This is a genomic window from Streptomyces sp. NPDC025784, assembly GCF_055558435.1.
This window is the reverse complement of sequence record NZ_JBVHMN010000019.1, coordinates 122,808-145,583: the sequence shown is the minus strand read 5'-3', so window position 1 is coordinate 145,583 and position 22,776 is coordinate 122,808. Positions and strand designations below refer to the sequence as shown.

28 protein-coding genes and 2 pseudogenes are annotated in these 22,776 nt (G+C 69.8%); 11 read left to right on the top strand and 19 right to left on the bottom strand.

Going from position 1 to position 22,776, the window contains the following annotated elements; translation table 11 throughout:
• Positions 1–102 precede the first annotated feature (102 nt).
• Together ACZ4IF_RS34395 and ACZ4IF_RS34390 are read right to left on the bottom strand one after the other, a co-directional pair.
• A complete protein-coding gene (locus ACZ4IF_RS34395) occupies positions 103–1,068 on the bottom strand; it encodes a zinc-binding dehydrogenase (protein WP_467570006.1) in 966 nt (321 codons plus the stop codon).
• Between the two features lie 520 nt (positions 1,069–1,588).
• Complete coding sequence (locus tag ACZ4IF_RS34390; protein WP_359489701.1) at positions 1,589–2,812, bottom strand: NAD(P)-dependent malic enzyme; 1,224 nt, start codon at positions 2,810–2,812, stop codon at positions 1,589–1,591.
• A gap of 539 nt (positions 2,813–3,351) precedes the next feature.
• Between ACZ4IF_RS34390 and ACZ4IF_RS34385 the strand changes: the two genes are divergently transcribed.
• From ACZ4IF_RS34385 to ACZ4IF_RS34375, 3 genes are read left to right on the top strand one after another with little or no spacing between them, the layout of a single operon-like run.
• Complete coding sequence (locus ACZ4IF_RS34385) at positions 3,352–4,308, top strand: ABC transporter substrate-binding protein (RefSeq protein ID WP_467570002.1); 957 nt, start codon at positions 3,352–3,354, stop codon at positions 4,306–4,308.
• 28 nt (positions 4,309–4,336) lie between these two features.
• Positions 4,337–5,302, top strand: coding sequence for an amino acid ABC transporter permease (locus tag ACZ4IF_RS34380; RefSeq protein WP_359489698.1), 966 nt, complete (start codon positions 4,337–4,339; stop codon positions 5,300–5,302).
• Positions 5,302–6,063 (top strand): amino acid ABC transporter ATP-binding protein, encoded by a 762-nt coding sequence (locus ACZ4IF_RS34375; protein WP_345650536.1) that lies wholly within the window; start codon positions 5,302–5,304, stop codon positions 6,061–6,063. The genes ACZ4IF_RS34380 and ACZ4IF_RS34375 overlap by 1 nt, the downstream gene beginning before the upstream one ends.
• A 111-nt stretch (positions 6,064–6,174) precedes the next feature.
• On the opposite strand, the gene ACZ4IF_RS34370 is transcribed toward ACZ4IF_RS34375, so the two are convergent.
• From ACZ4IF_RS34370 to ACZ4IF_RS34360, 3 genes are all read right to left on the bottom strand, one after another.
• Positions 6,175–6,951, bottom strand: a complete 777-nt coding sequence (locus ACZ4IF_RS34370; protein WP_467569999.1) for a hypothetical protein — start codon at positions 6,949–6,951, stop codon at positions 6,175–6,177.
• Positions 6,948–7,436 carry a SigE family RNA polymerase sigma factor gene (locus ACZ4IF_RS34365; protein WP_467569997.1) on the bottom strand — a complete coding sequence of 163 codons (489 nt, stop codon included), beginning with the start codon at positions 7,434–7,436 and terminating at the stop codon, positions 6,948–6,950. Before ACZ4IF_RS34365 ends, ACZ4IF_RS34370 begins: the two co-directional genes overlap by 4 nt.
• A 127-nt stretch (positions 7,437–7,563) precedes the next feature.
• On the bottom strand, positions 7,564–8,334 hold the full coding sequence (locus tag ACZ4IF_RS34360; protein WP_467569993.1) for a class I SAM-dependent methyltransferase: 771 nt from the start codon (positions 8,332–8,334) through the stop codon (positions 7,564–7,566).
• A 100-nt stretch (positions 8,335–8,434) separates the two neighbouring features.
• Between ACZ4IF_RS34360 and ACZ4IF_RS34355 the strand changes: the two genes are divergently transcribed.
• Positions 8,435–9,064: a CGNR zinc finger domain-containing protein gene (locus ACZ4IF_RS34355; protein WP_467569990.1), complete on the top strand. Its 630-nt coding sequence runs from the start codon at positions 8,435–8,437 to the stop codon at positions 9,062–9,064.
• On the opposite strand, the gene sodX is transcribed toward ACZ4IF_RS34355, so the two are convergent.
• Positions 8,968–9,402 carry a nickel-type superoxide dismutase maturation protease gene (gene sodX / locus ACZ4IF_RS34350; protein WP_467570144.1) on the bottom strand — a complete coding sequence of 145 codons (435 nt, stop codon included), beginning with the start codon at positions 9,400–9,402 and terminating at the stop codon, positions 8,968–8,970. The two genes, ACZ4IF_RS34355 and sodX, sit on opposite strands and share 97 nt — an antisense overlap.
• Positions 9,403–9,547: 145 nt before the next feature.
• On the opposite strand from sodX, the gene sodN reads away from it, so the two are divergent.
• Positions 9,548–9,943 (top strand): superoxide dismutase, Ni, encoded by a 396-nt coding sequence (gene sodN / locus ACZ4IF_RS34345; protein ID WP_023546844.1) that lies wholly within the window; start codon positions 9,548–9,550, stop codon positions 9,941–9,943.
• Positions 9,944–9,950: 7 nt separating this feature from the next.
• Here the strand turns inward: sodN and ACZ4IF_RS34340 are convergent.
• A pseudogene (locus tag ACZ4IF_RS34340) lies at positions 9,951–10,169 on the bottom strand (tyrosine-type recombinase/integrase); the annotation flags it as partial.
• Positions 10,170–10,333: 164 nt separating this feature from the next.
• Between ACZ4IF_RS34340 and ACZ4IF_RS34335 the strand changes: the two are divergent.
• A complete protein-coding gene (locus ACZ4IF_RS34335; protein ID WP_467569987.1) occupies positions 10,334–11,575 on the top strand; it encodes a PP2C family protein-serine/threonine phosphatase in 1,242 nt (413 codons plus the stop codon).
• Between the two features lie 243 nt (positions 11,576–11,818).
• Here the strand turns inward: ACZ4IF_RS34335 and ACZ4IF_RS34330 are convergent, their stop codons facing one another.
• Positions 11,819–11,980: a hypothetical protein gene (locus tag ACZ4IF_RS34330; RefSeq protein WP_467569984.1), complete on the bottom strand. Its 162-nt coding sequence runs from the start codon at positions 11,978–11,980 to the stop codon at positions 11,819–11,821.
• 4 nt (positions 11,981–11,984) lie between these two features.
• A complete protein-coding gene (locus ACZ4IF_RS34325; protein ID WP_467569981.1) occupies positions 11,985–12,590 on the bottom strand; it encodes a DUF5994 family protein in 606 nt (201 codons plus the stop codon).
• 587 nt (positions 12,591–13,177) lie between these two features.
• Here ACZ4IF_RS34325 and ACZ4IF_RS34320 point away from each other — a divergent pair.
• Positions 13,178–14,446: an ATP-binding protein gene (locus ACZ4IF_RS34320; RefSeq protein ID WP_467569978.1), complete on the top strand. Its 1,269-nt coding sequence runs from the start codon at positions 13,178–13,180 to the stop codon at positions 14,444–14,446.
• Between the two features lie 236 nt (positions 14,447–14,682).
• On the opposite strand, the gene ACZ4IF_RS34315 is transcribed toward ACZ4IF_RS34320, so the two are convergent.
• From ACZ4IF_RS34315 to ACZ4IF_RS34290, 6 genes and pseudogenes are all read right to left on the bottom strand, one after another.
• Complete coding sequence (locus ACZ4IF_RS34315; RefSeq protein WP_467569975.1) at positions 14,683–14,955, bottom strand: hypothetical protein; 273 nt, start codon at positions 14,953–14,955, stop codon at positions 14,683–14,685.
• A gap of 43 nt (positions 14,956–14,998) precedes the next feature.
• On the bottom strand, positions 14,999–15,214 hold the full coding sequence (locus ACZ4IF_RS34310; RefSeq protein WP_467569972.1) for a hypothetical protein: 216 nt from the start codon (positions 15,212–15,214) through the stop codon (positions 14,999–15,001).
• A gap of 7 nt (positions 15,215–15,221) precedes the next feature.
• Entirely contained in the window at positions 15,222–15,758 is a 537-nt protein-coding gene (locus ACZ4IF_RS34305; protein WP_467569969.1) for a DUF5994 family protein, read from the bottom strand.
• A 114-nt stretch (positions 15,759–15,872) separates the two neighbouring features.
• Positions 15,873–16,028 (bottom strand): hypothetical protein, encoded by a 156-nt coding sequence (locus ACZ4IF_RS34300; RefSeq protein ID WP_467570151.1) that lies wholly within the window; start codon positions 16,026–16,028, stop codon positions 15,873–15,875.
• Between the two features lie 106 nt (positions 16,029–16,134).
• Positions 16,135–16,332 (bottom strand): annotated as a pseudogene (locus tag ACZ4IF_RS34295) (magnesium transporter); the annotation flags it as partial.
• A 192-nt stretch (positions 16,333–16,524) separates the two neighbouring features.
• A complete protein-coding gene (locus ACZ4IF_RS34290; RefSeq protein ID WP_467569967.1) occupies positions 16,525–17,451 on the bottom strand; it encodes a LuxR C-terminal-related transcriptional regulator in 927 nt (308 codons plus the stop codon).
• Between the two features lie 68 nt (positions 17,452–17,519).
• On the opposite strand from ACZ4IF_RS34290, the gene ACZ4IF_RS34285 reads away from it, so the two are divergent.
• The 3 genes from ACZ4IF_RS34285 to ACZ4IF_RS34275 all read left to right on the top strand — a co-directional run bounded on the left by ACZ4IF_RS34285 (position 17,520) and on the right by ACZ4IF_RS34275 (position 19,899).
• Positions 17,520–18,167, top strand: a complete 648-nt coding sequence (locus ACZ4IF_RS34285) for a hypothetical protein (RefSeq protein WP_467569964.1) — start codon at positions 17,520–17,522, stop codon at positions 18,165–18,167.
• Between the two features lie 110 nt (positions 18,168–18,277).
• A complete protein-coding gene (locus tag ACZ4IF_RS34280; RefSeq protein ID WP_467569961.1) occupies positions 18,278–19,150 on the top strand; it encodes an ATP-grasp domain-containing protein in 873 nt (290 codons plus the stop codon).
• Complete coding sequence (locus tag ACZ4IF_RS34275; RefSeq protein ID WP_467569958.1) at positions 19,147–19,899, top strand: VOC family protein; 753 nt, start codon at positions 19,147–19,149, stop codon at positions 19,897–19,899. Before ACZ4IF_RS34280 ends, ACZ4IF_RS34275 begins: the two co-directional genes overlap by 4 nt.
• Here ACZ4IF_RS34275 and ACZ4IF_RS34270 read toward each other — a convergent pair.
• Genes ACZ4IF_RS34270 through ACZ4IF_RS34260 form a run of 3 tightly spaced genes read right to left on the bottom strand, consistent with a single transcriptional unit; the run spans position 19,896 to position 21,217 of the window.
• Positions 19,896–20,234: a DUF952 domain-containing protein gene (locus ACZ4IF_RS34270; protein WP_467569955.1), complete on the bottom strand. Its 339-nt coding sequence runs from the start codon at positions 20,232–20,234 to the stop codon at positions 19,896–19,898. The genes ACZ4IF_RS34275 and ACZ4IF_RS34270 overlap by 4 nt on opposite strands.
• 54 nt (positions 20,235–20,288) lie before the next feature.
• The gene (locus ACZ4IF_RS34265; RefSeq protein ID WP_467569952.1) at positions 20,289–20,606 is read right to left on the bottom strand and encodes a hypothetical protein; all 318 of its coding nucleotides are present in this window, start codon (positions 20,604–20,606) and stop codon (positions 20,289–20,291) included.
• A gap of 26 nt (positions 20,607–20,632) precedes the next feature.
• Positions 20,633–21,217: a dihydrofolate reductase family protein gene (locus tag ACZ4IF_RS34260; protein WP_359489677.1), complete on the bottom strand. Its 585-nt coding sequence runs from the start codon at positions 21,215–21,217 to the stop codon at positions 20,633–20,635.
• Positions 21,218–21,332: 115 nt separating this feature from the next.
• Between ACZ4IF_RS34260 and ACZ4IF_RS34255 the strand changes: the two genes are divergently transcribed.
• Positions 21,333–21,923, top strand: coding sequence for a TetR/AcrR family transcriptional regulator (locus ACZ4IF_RS34255; RefSeq protein ID WP_467569949.1), 591 nt, complete (start codon positions 21,333–21,335; stop codon positions 21,921–21,923).
• A 4-nt stretch (positions 21,924–21,927) separates the two neighbouring features.
• On the opposite strand, the gene ACZ4IF_RS34250 is transcribed toward ACZ4IF_RS34255, so the two are convergent.
• Positions 21,928–22,527 carry a GNAT family N-acetyltransferase gene (locus ACZ4IF_RS34250; RefSeq protein WP_467569946.1) on the bottom strand — a complete coding sequence of 200 codons (600 nt, stop codon included), beginning with the start codon at positions 22,525–22,527 and terminating at the stop codon, positions 21,928–21,930.
• Between the last annotated feature and the right edge of the window lie 249 nt (positions 22,528–22,776).

The window sequence follows — 22,776 nt, the reverse complement described above, 5'->3', positions numbered from 1 at the left end:
TACGTTGACGCGCCCGCTCATGTCAACCATGGTTGACACATGCCGACGGCCGGCCCGGGAACCCGGACCGGCCGTGAAGGAAGCTCGAGGGAGGAGAAAACGTCAGCCGTTCGTCAGCACGATCTTCCCGAACTGGTCGCCCGACTCCAGGCGTTCGAACCCCTCGCGGGCACGGTCGAGCGGAAACACCTCGTCGATGACGGGACGCACACCGGTCGCGGCACAGAAGGACAGCAGGTCCTCCAGCTCGTCCTTGGTGCCCATCGTGGAACCGACGACCTTGAGTTCGAGGAAGAAGATGCGCGTCAGCTCGGCGTGGGACGGCCGGTCGCCACTGGTGGCGCCCGAGATGACCAGGCTGCCGCCGGGGCGCAGCGACTTCACCGAGTGCGACCAGGTGGCCGCGCCGACCGTCTCGATGACGGCGTCCACGCGCTGCGGCAGCCGCGCGCCGGACTCGAAGGCCTCGACGGCTCCCAGCTCGACGGCCCGCTTCCGCTTGCCCTCGTCCCGGCTGGTGGCGAACATCCGCAGCCCCGCGGCCTTCCCGAGCACGATCGCGGCGGTGGCCACGCCGCCACCCGCGCCCTGCACGAGCACGGAGTCGCCGGGCCGCACCCCGGCGTTGGTGAACAGCATGCGGTACGCCGTCAGCCAGGCGGTCGGCAGACAGGCGGCCTCCTCGAAGGACAACTCCTTGGGCTTGCGAAGGACGTTCCACGTCGGGACCGAGACCTGCTCGGCGAACGTGCCCTGGTAGCGCTCGGTGAGGATGGAACGGGGCTCGTCGGGGCCGACCCCGTGTCCGCTCTGGCCGATGACGGAGTGCAGCACGACCTCGTTGCCGTCCTCGTCGACTCCGGCGGCGTCGCAGCCGAGGATCATCGGCAGCTTGTCCTCGGCCAGGCCGACCCCGCGCAGGGACCACAGGTCGTGGTGGTTCAGCGAGGCGGCCCGCACGTTCACGGTGGTCCAGCCCGGCCTCTTCTCCGGGGCCGGGCGCTCCCCCAACTCCAGGCCGCTCAGCGGCTGGTCACGGTCGATTCGGGCGGCATAGGCAGCGAACATGACCTTGACGATAGGCTCCGCCCCCGCCGCACGGAACCATGTCCCGGTGTGACACAGGTCCCGCCATGCCCGGCGGCACGCCTCCGAGCGTCTCTCGCCCCCTCCGCCCCGGCCCGTCCCGTGTCCCTGGGGGCTCCGCCCCCAGCCCCCCGATGGCCTGGACGGCCTCGTCCTCGATCGCCGGACAGGCTGAAATCGGCCCCTCCGGCGTTTGAGGAGGAGGCAAGGTTCAGCCCCTCCGGCGTTCGAGGAGCGGGGTCCGGGGCGGAACCCCGGGGACGGGACGGGCAGGGGCGGAGGGGGCGAAACACCACCCGCCCGGGCCAACCCCCGGGCGAAGAACCCAACTGAACAGACCGCCCGGCGGGCAAGGCTCCGGTCCGACCGACCCCCCGGGAAAGGCACCGAACCGATCGACCCCGGGGAAGGCACCCCACCGACCCCGGGAAAGGAAAGGGCCCCGCCGGGACAACCCGGCGGGGCCACAGCGCGCGCACCGCGTCAGCGGCGACGCGTCCCGTCAGCGTCGAGCCACACCCTCGGCCCGCGCGGCCGCGGCGACCGCCGCGGTGACCGCCGGAGCGACCCGCTCGTCGAACGGCGAAGGGATCACGTAGTCGGCGGAGAGGTCGTCCCCGACGACCGCGGCCAGCGCGTCGGCCGCCGCGATCTTCATGCCCTCGGTGATCCGGGACGCCCGCACCTGGAGCGCTCCGGCGAAGATGCCGGGGAAGGCCAGCACGTTGTTGATCTGGTTCGGGAAGTCCGACCGCCCGGTCGCGACGACGGCCGCGTACTTGTGGGCGATGTCGGGGTGGACCTCGGGATTCGGGTTGGCCATGGCGAAGACGAACGCGCCCTCGGCCATCGAGGCCACCGCCGGCTCCGGCACCGTACCGCCGGAGACGCCGATGAAGACGTCGGCGCCCGCCAGGGCGGACTCCAGCGACCCGGTGATCCCGGCCTTGTTGGTGATCTCCGCCAGCTCGCGCTTGACGTCCGTCAGGTCGTCCCGGTCACGCGACACGACACCCTTGCGGTCCGCGACCGCGACGTCGCCGAGCCCCGCCTCCAGCAGGAACTTGGCGATCGCGACCCCGGCCGCACCGGCGCCGGAGATCACCGCGCGCAGGTCGCCGAGCGAGCGCCCGGTCAGCTTCGCGGCGTTCCGCAGGGCCGCGAGGGTGACCACCGCGGTCCCGTGCTGGTCGTCGTGGAAGACGGGAATGTCGAGCCGCTCCTGGAGCTTCCGCTCGATCTCGAAGCACCGCGGTGCCGAGATGTCCTCGAGGTTGACTCCGCCGAAGGAGGGCGCGAGCCGGGCCACGGTCTCGACGATCTCGTCGACGCCCGTGCAGTCGAGCGCGATCGGGACGGCGTCCACGCCGCCGAACTGCTTGAAAAGAATCGCCTTGCCCTCCATGACCGGGAGGGATGCCTCGGGACCGATGTCCCCGAGACCGAGGACAGCCGTCCCGTCCGTCACCACGGCGACGACGGACGACTTCCAGGTGTAGTCATGGACGAGTTCGGGCTGCTCGGCGATCGCGCTGCACACTTTCGCGACGCCGGGCGTGTACGCCAGGGACAGGTCGTCCTTGTCACGGACGGGCACGGTGGCCTGCACGGCCATCTTGCCGCCGCGGTGCAGCGCGAATGCGGGATCGAAGGAATCGAGGGGCTCGGCCCCTCCGTCCTGATCCGTATTGCTGTCGCTGCGAGGATTGACGATCTCCGCTGCCACTTTGTTTTACCCCTTAAATCTTCATGGGTTGAGGGTGACCACTCCTGGTTGAGGGGTGGGCGGGCACCGCGCAGACCCTGCCGCCGTGATTGCGTACGGGCCGTGCGCGACGGGCGCGCCGCACACGCGCCCTGAGCCCCGGATGAGGGGTGTAAAGAACCTTCTTACCCGACCGACAGTGCCGCCGACGAGTCCATAACGTGAAGGTCACACGACGGTGACATGACTCATGGCCAGATGCATTGACAAGTCCGGACATGCACTCATGTTGTCGCGAGCGCGGAGTAACGGTCGCTCGCATCGCGAGATACACCGAAGATCTTCCGGCCGGAATGAAAGATTCCCGCACAAGATCCGGCATCCATGTACCGGTCGGTAGCGGTTCGGGGGTCACCCGTTATCCGATTTTGACATAGCGAGCTCCCTGAATCTCGCGGTCCGAATGGCAAGATGCGGTCATCACACGAGGTCGCGACACCCGAAGGTGTGTGTTCTCGTCGACCTATCGGCTACTCCCTCATCCGCCGGAGGAACCCACCATGACCGCAAGCTCCACCCGTCGTACGACCGCGAAGTCCCGGATAGCAGCGGTCGGTGCGATCGCGGTCGCTGGCGCCCTGATTCTCACCGGCTGCGGTGACCAGACCGACAAGGGCGGCAGCTCCTCGGAGACCGCCAAGTCGAACAGCGCTCCGCTGTTCTCGAAGCTGCCGAAGAAGATCCAGGACGCGGGCGTCATCAAGGTCGGCACGAACGCCGAGTACGCCCCCATGGAGTCGACGGAGGGCGGCAAGATCGTCGGCGTCGACCCCGACCTGGCGGACGCGCTGAGCAAGCAGCTCGGCGTGAAGTTCGAGTTCACCTCCGGCTCCTTCGACGGCCTGATCACGGCCGTCAACTCCGGCCGCTACGACATCGCGATGTCGTCCATCACGGACAACAAGCAGCGCCAGGAGGGCCTGGACGACAAGGGCAAGAAGCTCGGCGAGGGCGTCGACTTCGTCGACTACTTCGTCGCCGGTACGGCCATCTACGTGAAGAAGGGCAACCCGGAGAACATCCAGGGGCTCGAGGACCTGTGCGGCCGGACCGCCGCCGTCCAGCGGGGCACCACGTACGAGAAGGCCCTCCAGGACCAGTCCAAGAAGTGCAAGGACGCGGGCAAGAAGGCCATCGACATCGAGTCGTTCGAGAACGACACCGAGGCCCAGACCCGTGTGAAGTCCGGCGGTGCCGTGGCCGGCATCAACGACTACCCGGTCGCGGTCGACCTGGCCCGCAAGGCGGACGGCGGCAACGCCTTCGAGGTGATCAACAAGCAGTACGACGCCGGCCCGTTCGGCATCGTCCTCAGCAAGAAGAACACCGAGCTGCGCGACGTCCTGAAGGAAGCCGTCGACGCGATCATCAAGGACGGTTCGTACAAGAAGGTCCTCGAGAAGTGGGGCGCGCAGTCGGGCGCGATCGACCAGTCCGCTGTCAACGGCGGCAAGTGAGCCGAGCGCACCACTGAAGGGCAGTCACGTGACTGACAATCTCGACAAGTCCCCCGCGGACACTCCGCCCTCGGGGCCGACGTTCTCCAAGACGTCGGTGCCCGCGGGCGGCCCGGAGGCCATCAAGGCGATCCCCGTGCGGCACTTCGGCCGGTGGGCCAGCGCCGTCATCGTGGTCGCGCTCCTGGTGGCGCTCGGGTACGCGTTCTCGCAGGGCAACATCCAGTGGCACACGGTCGGCGACCAGCTCTTCGAGTCCAGCGTCGTCAAGGGCGCGGGCCGGACGCTGCTGATCAGCGTGCTCGCCATGGTCGTGGGTGTGCTGCTGGGCATCCTCCTCGCGGTGATGCGGCTCTCGAAGAACCCGGTGACCAGCAGCGTCGCCTGGCTGTACATCTGGTTCTTCCGCGGCACCCCGGTCTACGTCCAGCTGCTGCTGTGGTTCAACCTGGCGCTGATCTTCCCGGTCCTCAATCTCGGTCCGATCTACAAGAACGAGATGACGGACGTCATGACCCCGTTCATGTGCGCCCTGCTGGGCCTCGGCCTGAACGAGGCCGCGTACATGGCGGAGATCTGCCGCGCCGGCCTGCTGGCCGTCGACGAGGGTCAGACGGAGGCCGCGCACGCGCTGGGCATGAGCCACGCCAAGACGCTGCGCCGGATCGTGATCCCGCAGGCCATGCGCGTGATCGTGCCGCCGACGGGCAACGAGTTCATCAACATGCTGAAGACCTCGTCGCTGGTGTACGCGGTCACCTACAACGAGCTGCTGCGTTCGACGTCGGCGATCGGTTCCACCAGTTACGCCGTGATGGAGATGCTCTTCGTGGCCTCCATCTGGTACCTGGCGATGACCAGCGTGTTCAGCGTCTTCCAGTACTACCTGGAGCGCTACTACGCCCGCGGTTCCAGCCGCAGCCTGCCGCCGACGGTCTTCCAGAAGATCCAGGCGAACCTGTTCTCGAAGGGCAGCCCGAGGGGAGCCGTGTGATGACCGCCATGGTGAAGGCCGAGGGCGTCCACAAGTCCTTCGGCCTGGTCGAAGTCCTCAAGGGCATCGACCTGGAGGTGAATTCCGGCGAGGTGTTCTGCCTCATCGGCCCGTCCGGGTCCGGCAAGTCCACCTTCCTCAGGTGCATCAACCACCTGGAGAAGATCAACGCCGGTCGCCTGTACGTCGACGGGGAGCTGGTCGGCTACCGCCAGAAGGGCGACAAGCTGTACGAGCTCAAGGACAGCGAGGTGGCCCTGAAGCGCCGGGACATCGGCATGGTCTTCCAGCGCTTCAACCTGTTCCCGCACATGACGGCCGTCGAGAACGTCATGGAGGCGCCCGTCCAGGTGAAGGGCGCCAAGAAGTCGGACTCGCACCACCGGGCGATGGAGCTCCTGGACCGGGTGGGTCTGTCCGACAAGGCGGGCAACTACCCCTCGCAGCTGTCCGGCGGACAGCAGCAGCGTGTGGCGATCGCCCGCGCGCTGGCGATGGACCCGAAGCTGATGCTCTTCGACGAGCCGACCTCGGCGCTCGACCCGGAGCTGGTCGGTGACGTCCTCGACGTCATGCGCGACCTCGCCGAGTCCGGCATGACGATGGTGGTCGTCACGCACGAGATGGGCTTCGCCCGTGAGGTCGGCGACTCGCTGGTCTTCATGGACGGCGGTGTGGTGGTCGAGTCCGGCCACCCGCGTGACGTCCTGACGGACCCGCAGCACGAGCGCACCAAGTCGTTCCTGTCGAAGGTGCTCTGACCTCGGCGTTCGATTCCGCGAGCACGAGAAGGGGCGGTACGGGACTCTCCCGTACCGCCCCTTCTCCGTGTGTCCGCCCTGCTGTGTCCGTCCTTCTCCGTGTCCGCCCGGCTACGGCAGCAGTTTCGGGTTCAGCGTCAGCTTGCGCAGCTGGTCCCGGTCCAGCGGCGGTGTCTTCAGCAGCGGGCCGAGCTGGCCCTTGCCCTGGAAGCCGCCGTTGGCGCGCACGTGCAGGACCCCGCCGTCGGCGAGCCGGAGGGTCGCGACGAGCTCCGGGCCCCAGGTCGGATAGGTGCCGGGATCCGGCGCGCCCGTCCGGTGGATGCCCAGCACGTTCCCGTTCGGGAGCTTCTCGCTGGTGCAGTCCACGGTGCCGTCGCGGGGCGAGTCCTTGCAGGGGTCCTGGAGCCCCAGGCCGCCCGTCTTGGCCTTGATCTCCTTGGCCGTGGACAGGTGGACGCTGATGTAGCCGACCCCGCCGTCCCGGCTGACGGCGTAGTCCCCGTCGTACGGTCCGACGGGCTTGGGCAGCGGGGCTTTCGGTACCTGCTTGACCAGCCGCAGCAGCGAGACCTCGCTGATCCTGCCGGTCCCGGCGGGCAGCAGTTTCGCGAACCGGCCCGCCTTGGAGGTGAGCTCTCCGGCGGTGGGCCGGCCGGCCACGCTCGTCTCCCGGCCCTTGTCGTCGAGCAGTCCCGGTCCGAGGACCAGTGCCGCCGCCACGGCCGCCGCGGTGACGCCGGTCGTCGCCGCCCGGCGCCGCCACCGCAGCCGGGATGCCTGTGCGAAGACGGCCTCGCTGCCGCGGTCGCGCGGCGTCCGGACGTCGTCCACCGCCCGCCCGAGCAGTTCCCGGACGCGCTCCGTCTCCGTCTCCTGAAGGTTCATACGTATTCCTCCCGCACCGTGGCCCGCAGCGCCGCGAGTCCCCTGGCCGTGTGGCTCTTGACCGTGCTCTCCCGCATCCCGAGCAGCTGGGCCGTGGCGGCCACGCTCAGGTCCTCCCAGTAGCGCAGCACCAGTACGGCGCGCTGCTTGGGCGCGAGCTGCGCGAGGGCGGCCCGCACCACCAGTCCGGTGTCGCTGTCGACCGACAGTTCCGCGACGTCCGGCACGTCGCCGTACGCCTGCTCGCGCCGCCAGAAGCGGCGGCGCGCGGAGATGAAGGTGTTGACCAGCGTTCTGCGCGCATAGGCCTCGAGGTTGTCGAGGCGGCCGTGCCGGCGCGCACCGAGGACGACCTTCACCAGCGTCGTCTGGACGAGGTCCTCGGCCTCGTCCCGGTTTCCGCACAGCAGATAGGCGCTGCGGAACAGCGCCGTCCGTCTGCCCTCCACGAAGGCGTGCAGAGCGGCTTCCTCGCCGCGCGTCATCCCGCCCCCTTCCCCGGCCCGCGGTCGCGGGCCGTCTCACCCTTCCAGTGCGGTGGGCTCCTGCGGGGGTTGCAGAAGAGGCGGTACGGATTTTCCGTACCGCCTCCTGACTGACGTACCGCGGCGGCTACTTGACCGCGAGGACCAGGGCGTCCGAGGGGGAGCGCCAGACCGTCCGGGCCTCCCCGAAGCCCTTCTCGCGCAGGACGCGCGCGTGCCAGTCGGCGGAGGGGGTGTCGCCGTCGGCGTGCTCGCCGTAGATCTCGAAGCGCCGGGCGGTGGGGCCGGCGAGGACGGGGTCGGCGGCGGCCAGCTCCCACCATTCGGCCCAGTCGAGGGCGCCGTCCTTCTTGGCCTGATCCATGCGGGCGTGCCGCTGGGCGCGCTCAGCCGCGTTGATCCTGGGGGTGGTCTCGTCGATCATGTGGTCGGCGTTCATGAAGACACCGCCGTCGCGGACGAGTCCCGCGATCCGACCGTAGAGGGCCGCGAGGGGTTCGCTGTGCAGCCAGTGCAGGGCCGTCGCGGTCAGGACGGCGTCGTACGAGTCGTACGGCAGCAGGGACGCCCAGTCCGGGTCCTTGAGGTCGGCCGTGACGAAGGAGACCCGGTCGTCGCCCGCGAAGGTGCCCTCGGCGATGGCGAGCAGGGCGGGGTCGAGGTCGACTCCGGTGCTGACGGCCTTCGGGAAGCGGGCGAGCAGCCGGGCGGTGATGGTGCCGGTGCCGCAGGCCAGGTCCAGGATGCGCGGCTCGGGACCGACGAGGGCCTCGACCATGTCGAGCATGACCCGGAAGCGTTCCTCGCGGTCCGGCATGTACCACTCCTGCTGCCGGTCCCAGCTCGTCTGCCAGGCTGCCCAGTCGGTTCCCGGTGTGGTTCCGGTCGTGGTGGTCATGGACTCCCCTTCTTCGCCGCACCTCGTAATACCCTGGAAGCACGATCAGCTGTTACCCGACCGCAGACATGACGATAGAGCGCGCCCGTAAGGACTACAAGTGGAACTGGCCTATTACTCGGATTACGCCGTCCGTCTCGTCAACAGCGAGGAGCCGGCCCGGGGCAAGGACGGGCTGACCTCGGTCGAGGCGGTCCGCGACCTCTTCGGCGGCAACTCCTCGGCCGCGCGCCGTGCCACGGACGCGGACGTCACCCGCTTCCGCTCCGTACGGGCGCGGCTGCGCGGAGTCTTCGAGGCGGCGGACGGCGGCGACGAGACCCTCGCCGTCGACCTGCTGAACTCACTGCTCCTGGAGTTCCCGGTGAGCCCCCAGATCTCCGGCCACGACCACCGGGACGACGACGGCCGCCCCCTGTGGCACATGCACCTGGCGGACCACCCGTCGAACGCGACCGCGGGCTACGCGGCGATCGCCGCGATGGGGCTCGCCTTCCACCTCACCGAGTACGGCGTCGACCGGCTGGGCCTGTGCGAGGCAGCACCCTGCCGCAACGCCTACCTGGACACCTCGACCAACCGCTCGCGGCGCTACTGCTCGGACCGCTGCGCGACCCGTGCCAATGTCGCGGCCTACCGGGCCCGCAAGCGCCTGGAGGCGGACCGGTCCGACAGCACGGGCCTGGCCGCGCCGAACGCCCAGCGCGCCAGCGCGACCGGCGAGCGCTGACCCCGCTTCAGGGGCCGGTAGCGGAACCACACCTTCCCGAGGACGAGTTCCTCGGGGACGGTTCCGTAGTCGGTGCTGTCCCCGCCCGCGAAGGCGTTGTCCCCGAGCACCCACCAGCCGCCCTCGCGCCGCTCCGCTGCGCGTTTGACGACCAGCAGGTCCTGCTGGAACGGATGGCGCAGGACGACGACGTCGCCGACCTTGACCCGCGCCCCCCATTGCACGACGAGCCGGTCCCCGTGCTGGAGGGTGGGCACCATGGACGGTCCCGTCACCTCGGCCGCACCGAACGGCAAGACGGCCCTCCCACGCTCGGTGTCCTGCGACAGCTCCGGCATCACCGGCACCTCCCCGGTCCTATCCTCCACCAGTCCCAGTTTCACCCTGGACTTTTGTCCTAAGCCCATGGGGGCACTCGCGAAAACCCGTCTTCCACGGAGTAATGTCCCACCTGAGAAGACGATCACGAGGAAGGACAGCTCAATGCTCTCCCGCCTGTTTGCCCCCAAGGTCAAGGTCAGCGCACACTGCGACCTGCCCTGCGGTGTGTACGACCCGGCCCAGGCCCGCATCGAGGCGGAGTCGGTGAAGGCCGTCCAGGAAAAGATGGCCGGCAACGACGACCCGCACTTCCAGGCTCGCGCCACCGTCATCAAGGAGCAGCGCGCCGAGCTCGCCAAGCACCACGTGTCGGTGCTCTGGAGCGACTACTTCAAGCCCCCGCACTTCGAGAAGTACCCGGAGCTGCACCAGCTGGTCAACGACGCCCTGAAGGCCCTCTCGGCCGCCAAGGCGTCCACCGACCCAGCGACGGGCCAGAAGGCGCTGGACTACATCGCCCAGATCGACAAGATCTTCTGGGAGACCAAGAAGGCCTGATCTATGGCTAGGCCGTCTGACCTGCGCTCACGCGGGTCGCATCGCCTACCTGTCCGCACCCGGTCCGCAGGCCGCCGAGAACGGCGTCCATGACGGTCCGGGTGCGGTCGTCTTCACCCGGCCACAAGTGGGCGCAGATCCGCAGCGTGATGACGGCGGACGTATGGCCGAGAACCAGCCGGACCTGCTTGAGGCTCGCCGCGCCGGCGATGAGGGCGGAGGCAAAGATGTCGGGAGCCCGTGTGTACAGACCACGTGAGAGGGTCGAGCGGATCGGCCATGACCGCCGAATGGCCCCGAGCCTGCCGGGGCGGGGGCCTCATCCGCGGCACGAGGTCAGCAAGAACACGATGACCGAGGCTTCGAGGACACAGGTACAAGAGCACGGCCATGGCACAGGGTGAGCGGCGACCGGAAAGCGGCATGACGGACCGTTCGGAAGGGTTCGGTGAGCGGCTGCTGGGGGTACTGCTGGACCGGGCACACGAGATGCCGCCGCAACTGATCGCCCCGCTGATCGCGGAAGAGGTGGCCAGGGTCGGTGGCCGTGACGTCTCGATCCTGTTGCAGGACTACGGCCAGCTGGTGCTGGTGCCGCTGCCGGGTCGGCGGCTGATGGTCGGCGAGCCCGAGCCGATCGGTGACTCTCCCGCGGGCACCGCCTTCCTGCAGGCGACCACTGTCGAGGTGCCGCAGCCTGACGGCGTCCGGATGTATCTACCGCTGCTGGACGGCAGCGACCAGGTGGGAGTGATGGGCCTCACCCTGGACACCGTCGATGACAACGACCGACGGCTACTGCGCAGGCTCGCCGGTCTGGTGGCCGACATGCTGGTCACCAAGCACAGCTACACCGACCGGTTCTTCCTCGCCCGGCGCCGCGAACCGATGAGCGTGGCCGCCGAGATTCAGTGGTCTCTGCTGCCGCCGCTGGCGATGTCCGTCCCACAGGCAGCAGTGGCCGGAATCCTGGAGCCCGCCTACAGCGTCGCAGGCGACAGCTTCGACTACGCCCTCAACGAGGACATCCTGCACCTGGCCATGGTCGATGCGATGGGCCACGGCCTGGACGCCGCCACGATGGCGACTGTCGCCGTCGGGGCCTACCGGCACGCCAGACGTGCGGACATCGGCCTGTCCGAGATCTATGCGTTCATGGACCGGGCCATCGCCGACCAGTTCGGGCCCGAGCACTTCGTCACCGCGCAGATGATGCGTCTGAACGTCGCAACGGGCCACCTGCAGTGGGTCAACGCGGGCCACCCCGCACCGCTGCTGATCCGCAACCACCAGGTCGTGCGGCAACTGACAGGCCCGACCACCCTGCCGGTCGGCTTCGGCGGTGAAGAGCCCCAGATCAGCGAGCAGATGCTTCAACCCGGCGACCGGGTGCTGTGCTTCACCGACGGCCTGATCGAGGAACACGAAGCCGGTGAAGAGCAGTTCGGCGAGGAGCAACTCATCCGCTGGGTCAACCGCGTCGAACACACGGAGAAGGGAGTACGCGCGGTGGTGCGCGCACTCTCCCACGCTCTGAAGCAGCAACGGGGTGGCCGCACCAGCGACGACGCGACCCTCTTCCTGATCGAATGGCGCGGGGGCGCCGCCGACCACCTCGCCATCCTGGAGTGAGGCGACCGCCGAACCACCATGAATGGCAGCTCGGTTCAGGAGACCGGCCGAGTAACGCTGCACAAGCCGGATCCCCAGCTCTTCCTGCGCTCCGTGCGCGTTCGTGCTCTCGTGCAGAGAAGCGAACAGCCGGTCCAGCAGCCTGTGTTCCAGGCGCAGGGCCGACTGTCTCATGGCAGGCCGTCCTGGTGCGGGGCCCCCTTCCGCTGAGCCGTGGTGCAGGCTGAGCCGGTTGTGCGGGGGTCACTTCTCGGTTCGGCGCCACGGCCGGAGCCGCCACAGCCGGGTATGACCGGAGGGCAAGGTCGCCGTGCGATCGTCGTGGCGCCTCGTGAACAGCTGAATCACGAGCACGCCCACGGCGATCATGGCCACAAGCAGGATCACTGTCGAGAAGGTCTCCATGCCTTCACATTCCTTCTGCCGGGGTCGGCAAGGGGTCAATGACCGTTCCGACAGGGCCATGTGAGGTCGGGTGGCGGGCGTCATGCCCGCCTCCGGATTCCCACACCGCCTCCCGCATCGAGTCCGAGTCGGCCTCGTCCTCTGTCATGGTCCGGAAGCTTTCGGCCTCACGCATCAGGCCGCTCGCCGTGAGGTTCCGTGACGGGTCGGTGGCCGTGACCATGAGCCGGGCCGCGGTGGCCGGGTCTGTCTCCGGTGGGATCACCAGCAGGTCCCAGCGGCCGAAGATGCAGGACAGCAGCAACAGCTTGTGCGTGTCGTGACCGGCGTCGGACCAGCCGACGCGCACCATGTGACCGTGCGCGGGTACTTTTCCCGGAATGACCGGCCAGAACGTGCGGCTCACCGCTACCCGGGTGATCCGCCCGCACAGCGCGTCGAGACATTCGACGAGCGCCGGGAGCTGCTCCGTCAGGTTGCGCGAACGGGGCCACCAGGCACCGTCGACCAGGGCCGGAGGGACACCGGCCGGCGCCGGCGTGAGTCGGAGCGGTGACGAAGAAGGGGCCCGGTCTTCGACTGCGGGCGTGAACGGAACGGTCGCAGTCACGGCGCGGACCCAACCCCGGGCCGGTCACGGCCGGCCCGGTTGTCGTGAATCGCCGAGAACGACGTCGGCCTGGAAGCCTGTGTACGAGATGCTCTCGGTAATCACAACGGTACTCCTAGCCGAGCCCCGACGGACCGATGCGGAGCGACGGGCTGAACGGAACACGAGACCCTGGTCGTCCGCCGCCGCAGTCAGCGGAGGAGGCGCCTATGCGAGCGCCGGTACAGTCGCAGCCTGCCCGGCGGCCCGCGCCGCGGCACGACCCCCTGCGGGACCACCACTGCCCAAATCGCCGACCGTCGGCGAACGACGTGACCACCGCGACGGGGGCCGCGGCCGCTGCACCCGCCACGCCGCCGCCACTCGGCGGCGCTGCACCGGCCGCACCGACAAGTCCCTCAGCCCGGTCGGCAACGCGCCCGGCACCGCAGCCTGACCCGACCACGGCCCGCACCGTCACCGCGTACCGCGGTGACGGTGCGGGCGAGCGATCCGTGCCACCAGGGCGGACTCGTGGCCGGTGCCTGTCGCGCGGACTCCGGGCATCGGCTGATGATGGGAGTACGGCCGAACACGCGGAGCTGATCATGACGGGTTGGCGGGTCAGGGACTACACCGAGGACGATCTCGAAGCGCTGATCCGAGTCGACATGGAGAGCAGCACGACCGAGGAGCTGCCGCTCTTCCCGCTCTCGGATGCCGTGACGGCTCTCCAGGCACGCCACCCGGCTGTGGTGGCCACGGCCGACGACGTGGTGATCGGCGCCGCGGTGAGCCGGGTGGAGGGCGAACGGGCATGGATCCTGCTCATCTGCATGGCGCCCGGCTGGCGGCAGCGCGGGCTGGGCAGTGCCCTGATCACCGCCCTTGAGCAACGGCTCTTCACCGCCGGCGTCCGGGCAGTGCACGCCGTCCTGCCCGAGGGTAAGACAGGTGACACCGCCCTGCGCAACTGCGACTTCGGCGCCCGCCCCGGGTTGGTCTTCTTCGAAAAACGCGGGCCGGTGACTCCGCAGTCGGTCGGCACGCTGTCCTCGCTCGGAGCGGAGCTGCCGCCGGGGGGACTGTGGCAGAAGGTCGCGGGCATGCAACGGGAGAAGCAGCTCATCGAGCGTCGCCTGGTCCTGCCGCTGGCCCATCCCGAACTGGCCGCCCAGCACGGAGTGGAACTACCGCGGGCGGTGATGCTGTTCGGCCCGCCCGGGACCGGCAAGAGCACCTTCGCGCACGCGATCGCCAGCCGCCTGGGATGGCCCTTCCTCGAGCTGTTCCCCGCCCGTCTGGCCGCTGAGTACGGCCTGGCGACCGGGCTGAACCGGCGCTTCGACGAGATCGCCCGGCTCGACCACGTCCTGGTCTTCATCGACGAGGTCGAGGAGATCGCCAGCGAGCGCGGCGGTGCGGACGCGACCGCTGTCGGCGTCGTCAACGAACTGCTCAAGGCGATCGTCCGGTTCCGAAGCCAGGACGGACGTCTGCTCGTCTGCGCCACGAACAACGTGACCACGCTCGACTCCGCGTTCCTCCGACACGGCCGCTTCGACTACGTGCTGCCGATCGGCCCTCCCGACCGCACCGCCAGGACCGCGCTGTGGGAGAGCTACCTGGCCCGAGCGGGCGCGCGGGCCGACAGCGCGGTACTCGCGTCCGCCAGCGAGGGATTCACCCCCGCCGACATCGCCCACGCGGCGCGAACCGTCTCCCAGGCCCAGTTCGAGCGCACCTTCGACACCGGAACCCGGAGCACCCCTACCACGGACGACTACCTGGTCACGATCGGCGACACCAAGCCCACGGTCAGTGCCGCCATGGCCCGGGAATTCGCTCAGCAGACGGAGAAGTTCGCCCGCATCTAGCCCAGGCCGACAGGGAGTCGATCGGTGACGGAACTGCCCGTGCTGCGCGCGCTTCGCCGCAGGGCGCGGTTATGGAAACAGGCAACGGCTCCGGCGTGAACCCGCCGGAGCCGCCCTTCCGGATCATTGCACGTGAGCGTGCGCCGACCCGCTTTCCACATTACGCCAAAGGGATTAATCCGACACGAACAATCCTTGCCTAGGTTCACTTCGGTCCGAGAAGCCGACGCGGCCGCTCAGCCACGTCCTTCCTCTTCTGTCTCCATCTGTCGGATGCCCTGGTGCGTCAGCGTGATCATCGCGGGCGTGTTGCCCCTCTCCCAGTCCACGACGACCCAGCCTTCGCCCGCCAGGTACATACAGGCGGCGGCCATGTCCTGCTCAGGGATACCGAGGTCGGTGCGGAGCTTCGCCCCACCGACGCCCAGGAGGCGATTGCCTTCGGCGGCTTGGTACAGAGCCTGCATGATCCTGTCGCGGTACGTCTTCCGGTCTCGCAATATCGCCATGACGTGCCTTCCTCTACCGCCCTCGGTCGGGCCGAAGTCGATGTCATCCACGGTCGCTGTCGCGGTGGGGTGCGTCGGAACGGTTTTTCCCGTCCACCGCCGACCGACACTGTCTCCGGGGCCGACGCCCGATCCCCGGCAGAACATCGCTGTAGTGGAAGGCAGCGATCCGTTCGTCGTGCTGACCGTTGAGCCGGTGGATCAGAACGACTCCGACGGTGATCAGAAGGAGCAGCACGGCCACGGCGATGACAGTCATGGTTCTCTCACCTCCGCGGACCGCCGGGCGAAGGCCCTGCCGAGCCGATGGGCCGGGGCGGGGAGGACGGCCGATCCGCTCCGCCGTCGGTGTCCCACGCTTCTTCCCTGGTTCGGGCATCGATCCTGTCTGCTGCTTCCTCTCGGGCCGGGGCACCGATACCGTCGCCGGCCATCAGCTGCGCGGCGGCATCCGCACCGCTTTCCGGCGGAATCACCAGCACGTCCCGGCGGCCATCGGTGGAGAAGAAGGTCAGTCTGTGCGGATCCTGCCCATCGGTGGTCCAGCCCACATGCACCGTGCGCCCGGCGACGGACACCCAACTCGGGATGACGGGCCAGTAGGCCGGGTTCACCGTGATACGCGTGATGCGCCCCCAGAGGTCGCCCAGAGCGGCCGTCAAGGGTGGCAGCTCACGGGTGAGGGCACGGGAGCGAGGCCACCACGTTCCGTCCAGCCCGCCGGGCGCCGACGTCAGGGACAGGCGAACCGGCAGCAACGGCGCGCGCCTGCTCGATTTCGTACGGTCAATGGTCACGGGCATGGCGCGGACCTGTCCCCGGGCTCGTGGGTGCGGCCCGGCGTTGTCGATCACCGGAAACGGCACCGCGGCGGAGCCGGTGCGCGAAGAACTCCCGGTGTCTTCACACTACTCCGCTCACCGGCCCGAAAAGCCGGGGGTGACCAGGTATTTCCCCGCCTTCGGAACCTGGTGTACAGCTTCGATCTCACGGCGCCCGGCCGCGAGGAGCAGCCCCTCCAGCTCCTCGATGCTGTCCTCCAGTCGCTGGACCGCGGCGAAGTGCCCGTCCACGAGAGGTCGAGCAGGCCGTGCAACAGGAATCCGACGCCGTGACCGGCGGGTCCGGACTCTCGTCCCAGCGGGCGACGACGTTCTCGATGTCGCGACTGTCGTCCTTGCGGACGGTGATCACGGCCTGGCTGATGAGGAAGGCGGCGATCTCGCTGTACGTCAGTCCCGCACCGTCCGGGCTGACGGTCACGGCACGGTCGCTGAGGAACTCGTGGGTGCGACAACGGTCGAGTCTCGGGCGCCGCCCATACTGTGCGGCATCCGCCAGAACCAATTCGTGGCTGCCGAACTCCTGGCCGGGCATGCTGAATTCGGCGGGCCCGGGTTCCTACAGGTCCAGCCAAAGGACCGACGCCGGATCGGCGAGATCCGCGGAGACGTCACTGACGGGAAGGTGCTCCAGGACGAGCGTGCCCTCGCGATACAGCCGGGTGCGCGTCATCATGGCCCGAGGCACGAGCACCGCGTCCGCCACGGGCCGGGTGCGGTCGTCCTGTCACAGCCAGCCGCGCTCCTTCGCCCGCAGGGCGGCCTGGAAGCGGGTGGTGGCACCGAGCCGGGTCATCAGCGCGGCCACGTGCGCGCGGTACTTGCGCAAGGACACGTTCAGCGCGCGGGCGGCGGTCTCGTCCTTGTCGTGCTCGGCCAGCGCCCGCAGGACCCGCGCCTCCGTCGCGCTGAGGTCGAGCCCGTCGAGATCCGCGGCCCGCTCCCACAGTTTCTCGAACAGCGCGACGAGCGCGGCCACGATCCCGGGCTGACGGATCATCAGCGCGTCGGTGTCCGACCGGTCCGGTTCGAGCAGCACGAACGCGACCCGCCGGTCGATGACGAGCAGCGGCAGGAACGGCTCGGCCGTGACGCGGTGCAGATCGCCCAGGCCGTGCAAGTGCCGGGCGTAGGCCATCTCCTCGGGCAGGTCGAGGGCCGCGGCGCCGACCAGGGTCCGGCTGACCAGACCGTCGGCGAGCTGACGGCGGTAGCGGCGGGTGGCCGCCTCGGTGTGGTGCCGGCCGCGCGGCAGGGGCTTGGCGTTCATCGTCTCGGCCCGGTCGCGCATCGCGTCGACGCGCCGGTTCACGCCCGCGCTGTCCTCGATGCGTTCGACGAGTTCGACGGGGCGGCCCCGGCGCGCCTCCTCGGCCAGATCGCGCACCACGTCGAAGGCCGCGTCCAGGCGGGCCAGTTCGCGCGAGGTGCGCTCCACCTGGTGGCGGACGAGCAGGTCCACGGTGGCGGCGGGCGGCAGCGGGACCAGGGAGCGGTCGATCACGCCCAGCGTCCGCAACTCGTCGAGGACGGCCGCGAGACGGGGCAGGCCGAGTTCCGCCCGGGCCTCGTCGGGGTCGGCGTGCGGTGTGCGCAGGAGGTAGCGGTAGACCCGTTCCTGATCATGCGTCAGCCCGAGGCTCTCCAGGCTCATCGGTCCCCCCGTCCCGTGCAGCTTCCTGCACCGAGTCTTGCATCTTCTCCCCGTGCCGAGGCGCACATGTGACCGAGAAGCTGAGGGCCCCGGGTCCGACCGAACCCGGGTCGTACGAACACTGGGGGACCACCGTCATGGGCTACATCCGCAGCTTCGTCCCGTGGATCGCCGTGGCCGCGCTCACCGGCACGGTCGACATCCGTGTCGCCGCGCTCACCGGCCTCGTCCTGGCCGCCGGACTCGTCGCGGTCCAGCGCCGCGCGGGCCGCGGCTGGGACGCCCAGGTGATCGAGGGCAGCGCCGTCGTGTTCTTCGCCGCCTACACCGTCGCCGCGTGCGTCGCGCCCGCCTCGTCCGCCGTCGTCCATTACGGCCCGCCGCTCTCCTCGCTCTGGCTCGCGGTCACCGCCTGGGGCTCGCTCGCGATCGGCCGCCCCTTCACGCTCGGCATCGCTCGCACCCAGGTGCCCGAGAACCGGTGGAACAGCCCGCTCTTCCTGCACGTCAACCGTGTCGTCACCGTCGTATGGGCCACGGCGTTCACCCTCTGCGGCGTCGGCGGGGCGCTGCTGTGGCACTACCGGCCGGAGGCGGACACGGCCCGCACCCTGCTCACCGTCGCCGCGTTCGTCCTTCCCGTCCTGTTCACGGTGCGCTTCCCCGACATCGCACGCGCCCGTCACGCGACGTCGCGCGACGCGGTCGCCGAGTGACCGGGCCGGCCGGGCGCGTCCCGGCCGGCGGCCTCCCCCCGCTTCACCGGACGCGGCGGTCCCTGAGAGAGTGCGTGCGAGAAAGCACGATGAACGCCGAGGAGTCCCCCATGCCGTCCGCGCGCCCCCGCGTCCTGTTCGTCAGTGACCTGGCCTACCCGGCCAAGGGCCGCCGCTACTGCGACGAGGACATCTTCCTCACCTCGCGGCTGCGTGAGGACTTCGACGTCGCCCTGTGCCACCCGCTGGACGCGGAGCGGCTGATGCACGGCTTCGACGTGGTGGTCGTGCGCAACAGCGGGCCGGTGCTGAACTACCAGGAGCAGTACGACGCGTTCCGCGCGCGGGCGGTGGCGGACGGTGTGCGCGTGTTCAACGAGCTCTCCGGCAAGGGAGACATGGCGGGCAAGCGGTACCTGCTCGATCTGACGGCCGCCGGATATCCGGTCATCCCCACCGTCGACCGTGCCGAGGACCTGGGCCTGCTGCCCGACTCCGGCCAGTACGTGGTGAAGCCCAAGCTGGGCGCGGACTCGATAGGCCTGGAGTTCGTCTCGCGCGAGCAGCTCGCCGGGCGCGCGTACGGCGAGGTCCTCGTCCAGCCCCGTATCGACTTCCGCTACGAGGTGTCCTTCTACTTCGTCGACCGCACCTTCCAGTACGCCCTCTACGCTCCCGACCCGGACCGGCGGTGGGCCCTGGAGCCGTACGAGCCGACCGCGGCCGACCGTGAGTTCGCCCAGCGGTTCGTCGACTGGAACGACATCGACCACGGCGTCCAGCGCGTGGACGCCTGCCGTGCCCCCGGCGGTGACCTGCTCCTCGTGGAGCTGGAGGACCTCAACCCGTACCTCTCCCTGGACGTCCTCCCGCCCGGTGTCCGGGACTCGTTCGTCGCCGGCGTGAAAACCTCGTTGCGCGGGCTGATCGGGCGGGAGACGGTACGAGCCGTACCGGCCGACCGACAGGGAGCACCCCGATGACCGAGCCGATCCGGTGGACCTACGCCTTCGTCGACCGGCCCCTGAAGGAGTCCGGCACCGCCCACGACTTCTGGACCGCCGTCACGGGGACGCGGTTGTCCGAACCGCGCGGCGACCGGGACGAGTTCGTCACGCTGCTGCCGGGCGGAGCGGACGCGTGCGTGAAGGTGCAGGGCGTCGAGGACGGCGACGGGGGCGCGCACCTCGACCTGGTCGTCGATGACGTGACCGCGCTGGTGCGGTCGGCGCGGCACCTGGGTGCCGAGGTCCTCGCCGGGCACGAGGGATGGACCGTCCTGCGCTCCCCCGGCGGGCAGTCGTTCTGCGCGGTGCCCTGGCAGGGCGAGTCGACGCGCCCACCGGTGGTCGAGGTCCCGGGCGGCGGTGCGACCAGCCGCCTCGACCAGGTGTGCCTGGACCTGGCGCCGTCCGTGTACGACGCCGAGGTGGTCTTCTGGAGCGAGCTGACCGGCTGGGTGTCCCGGCCCGGCGCTCTGTCGGAGTTCCACGTGGTCAGGCCGCCCTCGACGCTGCCGTTCCACATCCTCCTGCAACGCCTGGACGACGAGCGTCCCGCGTCCGCCCACCACGACATCGCGTGCTCGGACGTCGACGCGGTCCGCGCCCACCACGAGAGTCTCGGTGCCGTCCTCGTCGCACGCGGCGCCCACTGGAACGTCATGCGGGACCCTTCCGGCGGCACGTACTGCCTGACGTCCCGGGATCCCGCGACGGGAAGCCTCCCCTAGGGGGTGTGCGGCTCCCAGGTCTCCACATCCACGACGGCCTCCACCGGGATGGGGCCGTAGACGTGCGGGAACTCCTCGCCCCCGGGCTTCATCGCCTCGTAGCGCACCGGCGCACCGACCCGCTCGGCGTCGATGACGAGGACGACGAGCTCGTCGGGACCGGCGTAGGCGCCGTACAGGAAGGAGGCCACGCCCGGGAGTTGGCGGCGTGTGGAGCAGTGGACGAATCCCTCCTCGCCGAGGGTGCGGCCGCGCGTGGACATCTCATACGTGCCGGACGCGCGGGCCGCGTCCCACAGGGACCGCTCGGTGATGTGCAGCAGAGGTTCAGGCATGCGCCCACGCTACGGTCCCCCGTACGGGGCCCGCACGCGGATAACGCCTGCTCCCTAGGCGTTCGGGCGCGCCGGCTCCTCGGGACGGTCGCCCGGTCCTTGTTCCGGCCGGTCGACGGCCGCCCGGTCCGCCCGTCCGCCGGACGCGTCGTCCGGTGTGCGGCCCGGCGCGTCGTCCGGTGTGCGGTCCGGCGCGTCGTCCGGCTCATGGACGGGGTGCCGGCCGTGCTCGGCATGCCCGGCCTCGCACTCGGGGTTGTGGCAGGGTCCGGGTCCCCACACGGGGACCCAGGCGCCCAGGGTCTTGTGGCGTCGCACTACGGTGTCGACCGGCTGCCCGCAGGAGGGGCAGACGTGCTCGTCGGTGCCCATGACCCCAGGGTATTGCGGCGGCGGCCTCAGCGCTTCCTGCTGTACGTCCGCACGAGCACGCCGTTCTCGAAGGTGCGCACCGAGTCGAGCGCGAACTCGGCGACGTCGAATCCGGATCCGAACATCGGCATACCCGAGCCCAGCACCACGGGGTAGGTCTTGATGACGAGCTCGTCGACCTCGTCGATCAGGGCTCCGGCGAGCTGCGAGCCGCCGCAGAGGTAGATCCCGAGTTCGCCGTCCTCGGCCTTGAGTTCGCGGACCTTTCCGAGGACGTCGTCCCCGACGACCGTCACGTTCGGGTCGGGCGACTCGTCGAGGCCGCGCGAGGCGACGTACTCGCGCAGATGGGCGTACGGGCTGGTCACGCCGATGTCCAGCGCCAGGTCGTAGCTGACGCGGCCCTGGATCACCGTGTCGAAGCGGCGGTTGGCCAGATCGTCGATGCCGAGCGCCTGCCGGCCGTGGGTCGCCAGGGTCTCCGGGTACTCCGCCTTGAGGAACTCGAAGTACTCCTCGTCGACGAACGGCATGAAGAACTGCCAGTCGCCCTTCGGGTCTGCGATGAAGCCGTCGATCGAGCAGGCGATGAAGTACGTGAGCTTGCGCAAGCGGGTCTCTTTTCGTGGACGACACGTTCAGGTGGTCCGGCCGGCCCGGCCGGACCACTCCAGTTATAGTGCTTCATCTGTAGTGGTTACAAGGGGATTCCCGGAGGACGTCCACATGGCAAGGAACCCGGAGCGCAGGGCCGCCCTCGTCGACGCGGCCGTGGCGGTGCTGGCACGAGAGGGGGCGCGCGGGCTGACGTTCCGTGCCGTGGACGGTGAGGCCGCCGTGCCGGTGGGGACCTCGTCGAACTACTTCACCGACCGGGACGACCTGCTCAACCAGGTCGACGCCCACCTCCACACGCGCCTCGCCCCCGACCCGGCGGTGCTCTCCGAACTGCTCACCAGACCGAAGGACCGCTCTCTGGTGCTGGAGTTCATGCGCGACCTGCTGTCCCGCGCCACCGGCGACCGCACCGGCTACCTGGCCCTGTTCGAGATGCGTCTGGAGGCCACCCGCCGTCCCGCCCTGCGGGCCTCGTACACCGCGTCGGTACGCGGCGACCTGGAGCAGGGCATGGCGTTCCACCGGGCGGCGGGGCTGCCCGGCGGCGACGAGACCGTGACGGTCCTCTACCTGGCCGTGCTCGGGCTGCTCCTGGAACAGCTGACCCTGCCGGGTGTCCTGGACGGGGTGCTGCCGGGCCTCGCCGTCCCGGACGAACTGCTGGAACGGATCGTGGCCACGATCGTGCCCGAGGCCTGATGCCTCAGGCCTGCGGCTCCCGCCACATGGGCCACATCTGCGGCCCGTCCGGCAGGTCGAGCGGGCGGCCCTCGAGGGCGAACCCGAGCCGCTCGTACAGCGCGCGGCTGCGCACGCTGCTCGCCTCCAGATACGCGGGCAGGCCCTCCCGGTCGCAGCGGTCGAGGACGGACCGGATGAGCGTCGTACCGAGTCCCTCGCCCTGCCGCTCCGGCGCCACGGCGATCATCCACAGATACTCGTGGGCACGGCCCGCGGGGTGGATGTCCGCCGTCAGCCGGCCGATCAGCTCGACGCGTTCGTTGCCCGGGTCGACGGCCTCGCGCAGCTGCGCCGGACCGTCCTCGTCCGCGTCTTCCCCGTGGTCACCGGCGGGGACCGACAGCCACAGGGCGCAGGCCGTGCCGTCCTCGGCCAGGTCCACCCGGCCCTCCGCCAGCACGGCGTCGAGAAAGGCGGCCATCAGCTTGTGGTGCGTCGCACGGCGGTCCGCCTCGTCCGGGAAGACCCAGCCGCTGACCGGATCGTCCTGGAAGGCCTCGTCCAGCAGCCGGACGACCAGCTCTCTGTCGCCCTCGTCCGCCGCCCGGATCGCCACGCCCATGTCCCGCCCCGCCCTTCGCCCCAACTCACCTTGATCGTATGGCCGTTGCAGCCTAGTCGGTCTCCGCGGAGGGCGGGCACCGGAGGTCACGCACCGGGGACGACGAAAGGGGGCGGAGCCCGCACACCGTGGGGATGTGCGGGACCCGCCCCGTCCGGGGCCCGGTGTCGTACGGAGGTCAGGTGCCGTACGGAACCGGGCCCCGGGGCCTGCGGCAGGCGCGCGGGCCGGGTGACCGGCGCGCCGCTC

Excerpts from the sequence above, each read along its gene's own strand:
- ACZ4IF_RS34395 (WP_467570006.1), bottom strand. The coding sequence starts at position 1,068 with ATGTTCGCTGCCTATGCCGCCCGAATCGACCGTGACCAGCCGCTGAGC.
- ACZ4IF_RS34385 (WP_467570002.1), top strand. The coding sequence starts at position 3,352 with ATGACCGCAAGCTCCACCCGTCGTACGACCGCGAAGTCCCGGATAGCA.
- ACZ4IF_RS34375 (WP_345650536.1), top strand. The coding sequence starts at position 5,302 with ATGACCGCCATGGTGAAGGCCGAGGGCGTCCACAAGTCCTTCGGCCTG.
- ACZ4IF_RS34370 (WP_467569999.1), bottom strand. The coding sequence starts at position 6,951 with ATGAACCTTCAGGAGACGGAGACGGAGCGCGTCCGGGAACTGCTCGGG.
- ACZ4IF_RS34365 (WP_467569997.1), bottom strand. The coding sequence starts at position 7,436 with ATGACGCGCGGCGAGGAAGCCGCTCTGCACGCCTTCGTGGAGGGCAGA.
- ACZ4IF_RS34360 (WP_467569993.1), bottom strand. The coding sequence starts at position 8,334 with ATGACCACCACGACCGGAACCACACCGGGAACCGACTGGGCAGCCTGG.
- sodX (WP_467570144.1), bottom strand. The coding sequence starts at position 9,402 with ATGCCGGAGCTGTCGCAGGACACCGAGCGTGGGAGGGCCGTCTTGCCG.
- sodN (WP_023546844.1), top strand. The coding sequence starts at position 9,548 with ATGCTCTCCCGCCTGTTTGCCCCCAAGGTCAAGGTCAGCGCACACTGC.
- ACZ4IF_RS34335 (WP_467569987.1), top strand. The coding sequence starts at position 10,334 with ATGGCACAGGGTGAGCGGCGACCGGAAAGCGGCATGACGGACCGTTCG.
- ACZ4IF_RS34330 (WP_467569984.1), bottom strand. The coding sequence starts at position 11,980 with ATGGAGACCTTCTCGACAGTGATCCTGCTTGTGGCCATGATCGCCGTG.
- ACZ4IF_RS34320 (WP_467569978.1), top strand. The coding sequence starts at position 13,178 with ATGACGGGTTGGCGGGTCAGGGACTACACCGAGGACGATCTCGAAGCG.
- ACZ4IF_RS34315 (WP_467569975.1), bottom strand. The coding sequence starts at position 14,955 with ATGGCGATATTGCGAGACCGGAAGACGTACCGCGACAGGATCATGCAG.
- ACZ4IF_RS34310 (WP_467569972.1), bottom strand. The coding sequence starts at position 15,214 with ATGACTGTCATCGCCGTGGCCGTGCTGCTCCTTCTGATCACCGTCGGA.
- ACZ4IF_RS34305 (WP_467569969.1), bottom strand. The coding sequence starts at position 15,758 with ATGCCCGTGACCATTGACCGTACGAAATCGAGCAGGCGCGCGCCGTTG.
- ACZ4IF_RS34290 (WP_467569967.1), bottom strand. The coding sequence starts at position 17,451 with ATGAGCCTGGAGAGCCTCGGGCTGACGCATGATCAGGAACGGGTCTAC.
- ACZ4IF_RS34280 (WP_467569961.1), top strand. The coding sequence starts at position 18,278 with ATGCCGTCCGCGCGCCCCCGCGTCCTGTTCGTCAGTGACCTGGCCTAC.
- ACZ4IF_RS34275 (WP_467569958.1), top strand. The coding sequence starts at position 19,147 with ATGACCGAGCCGATCCGGTGGACCTACGCCTTCGTCGACCGGCCCCTG.
- ACZ4IF_RS34270 (WP_467569955.1), bottom strand. The coding sequence starts at position 20,234 with ATGCCTGAACCTCTGCTGCACATCACCGAGCGGTCCCTGTGGGACGCG.
- ACZ4IF_RS34265 (WP_467569952.1), bottom strand. The coding sequence starts at position 20,606 with ATGGGCACCGACGAGCACGTCTGCCCCTCCTGCGGGCAGCCGGTCGAC.
- ACZ4IF_RS34255 (WP_467569949.1), top strand. The coding sequence starts at position 21,333 with ATGGCAAGGAACCCGGAGCGCAGGGCCGCCCTCGTCGACGCGGCCGTG.
- ACZ4IF_RS34250 (WP_467569946.1), bottom strand. The coding sequence starts at position 22,527 with ATGGGCGTGGCGATCCGGGCGGCGGACGAGGGCGACAGAGAGCTGGTC.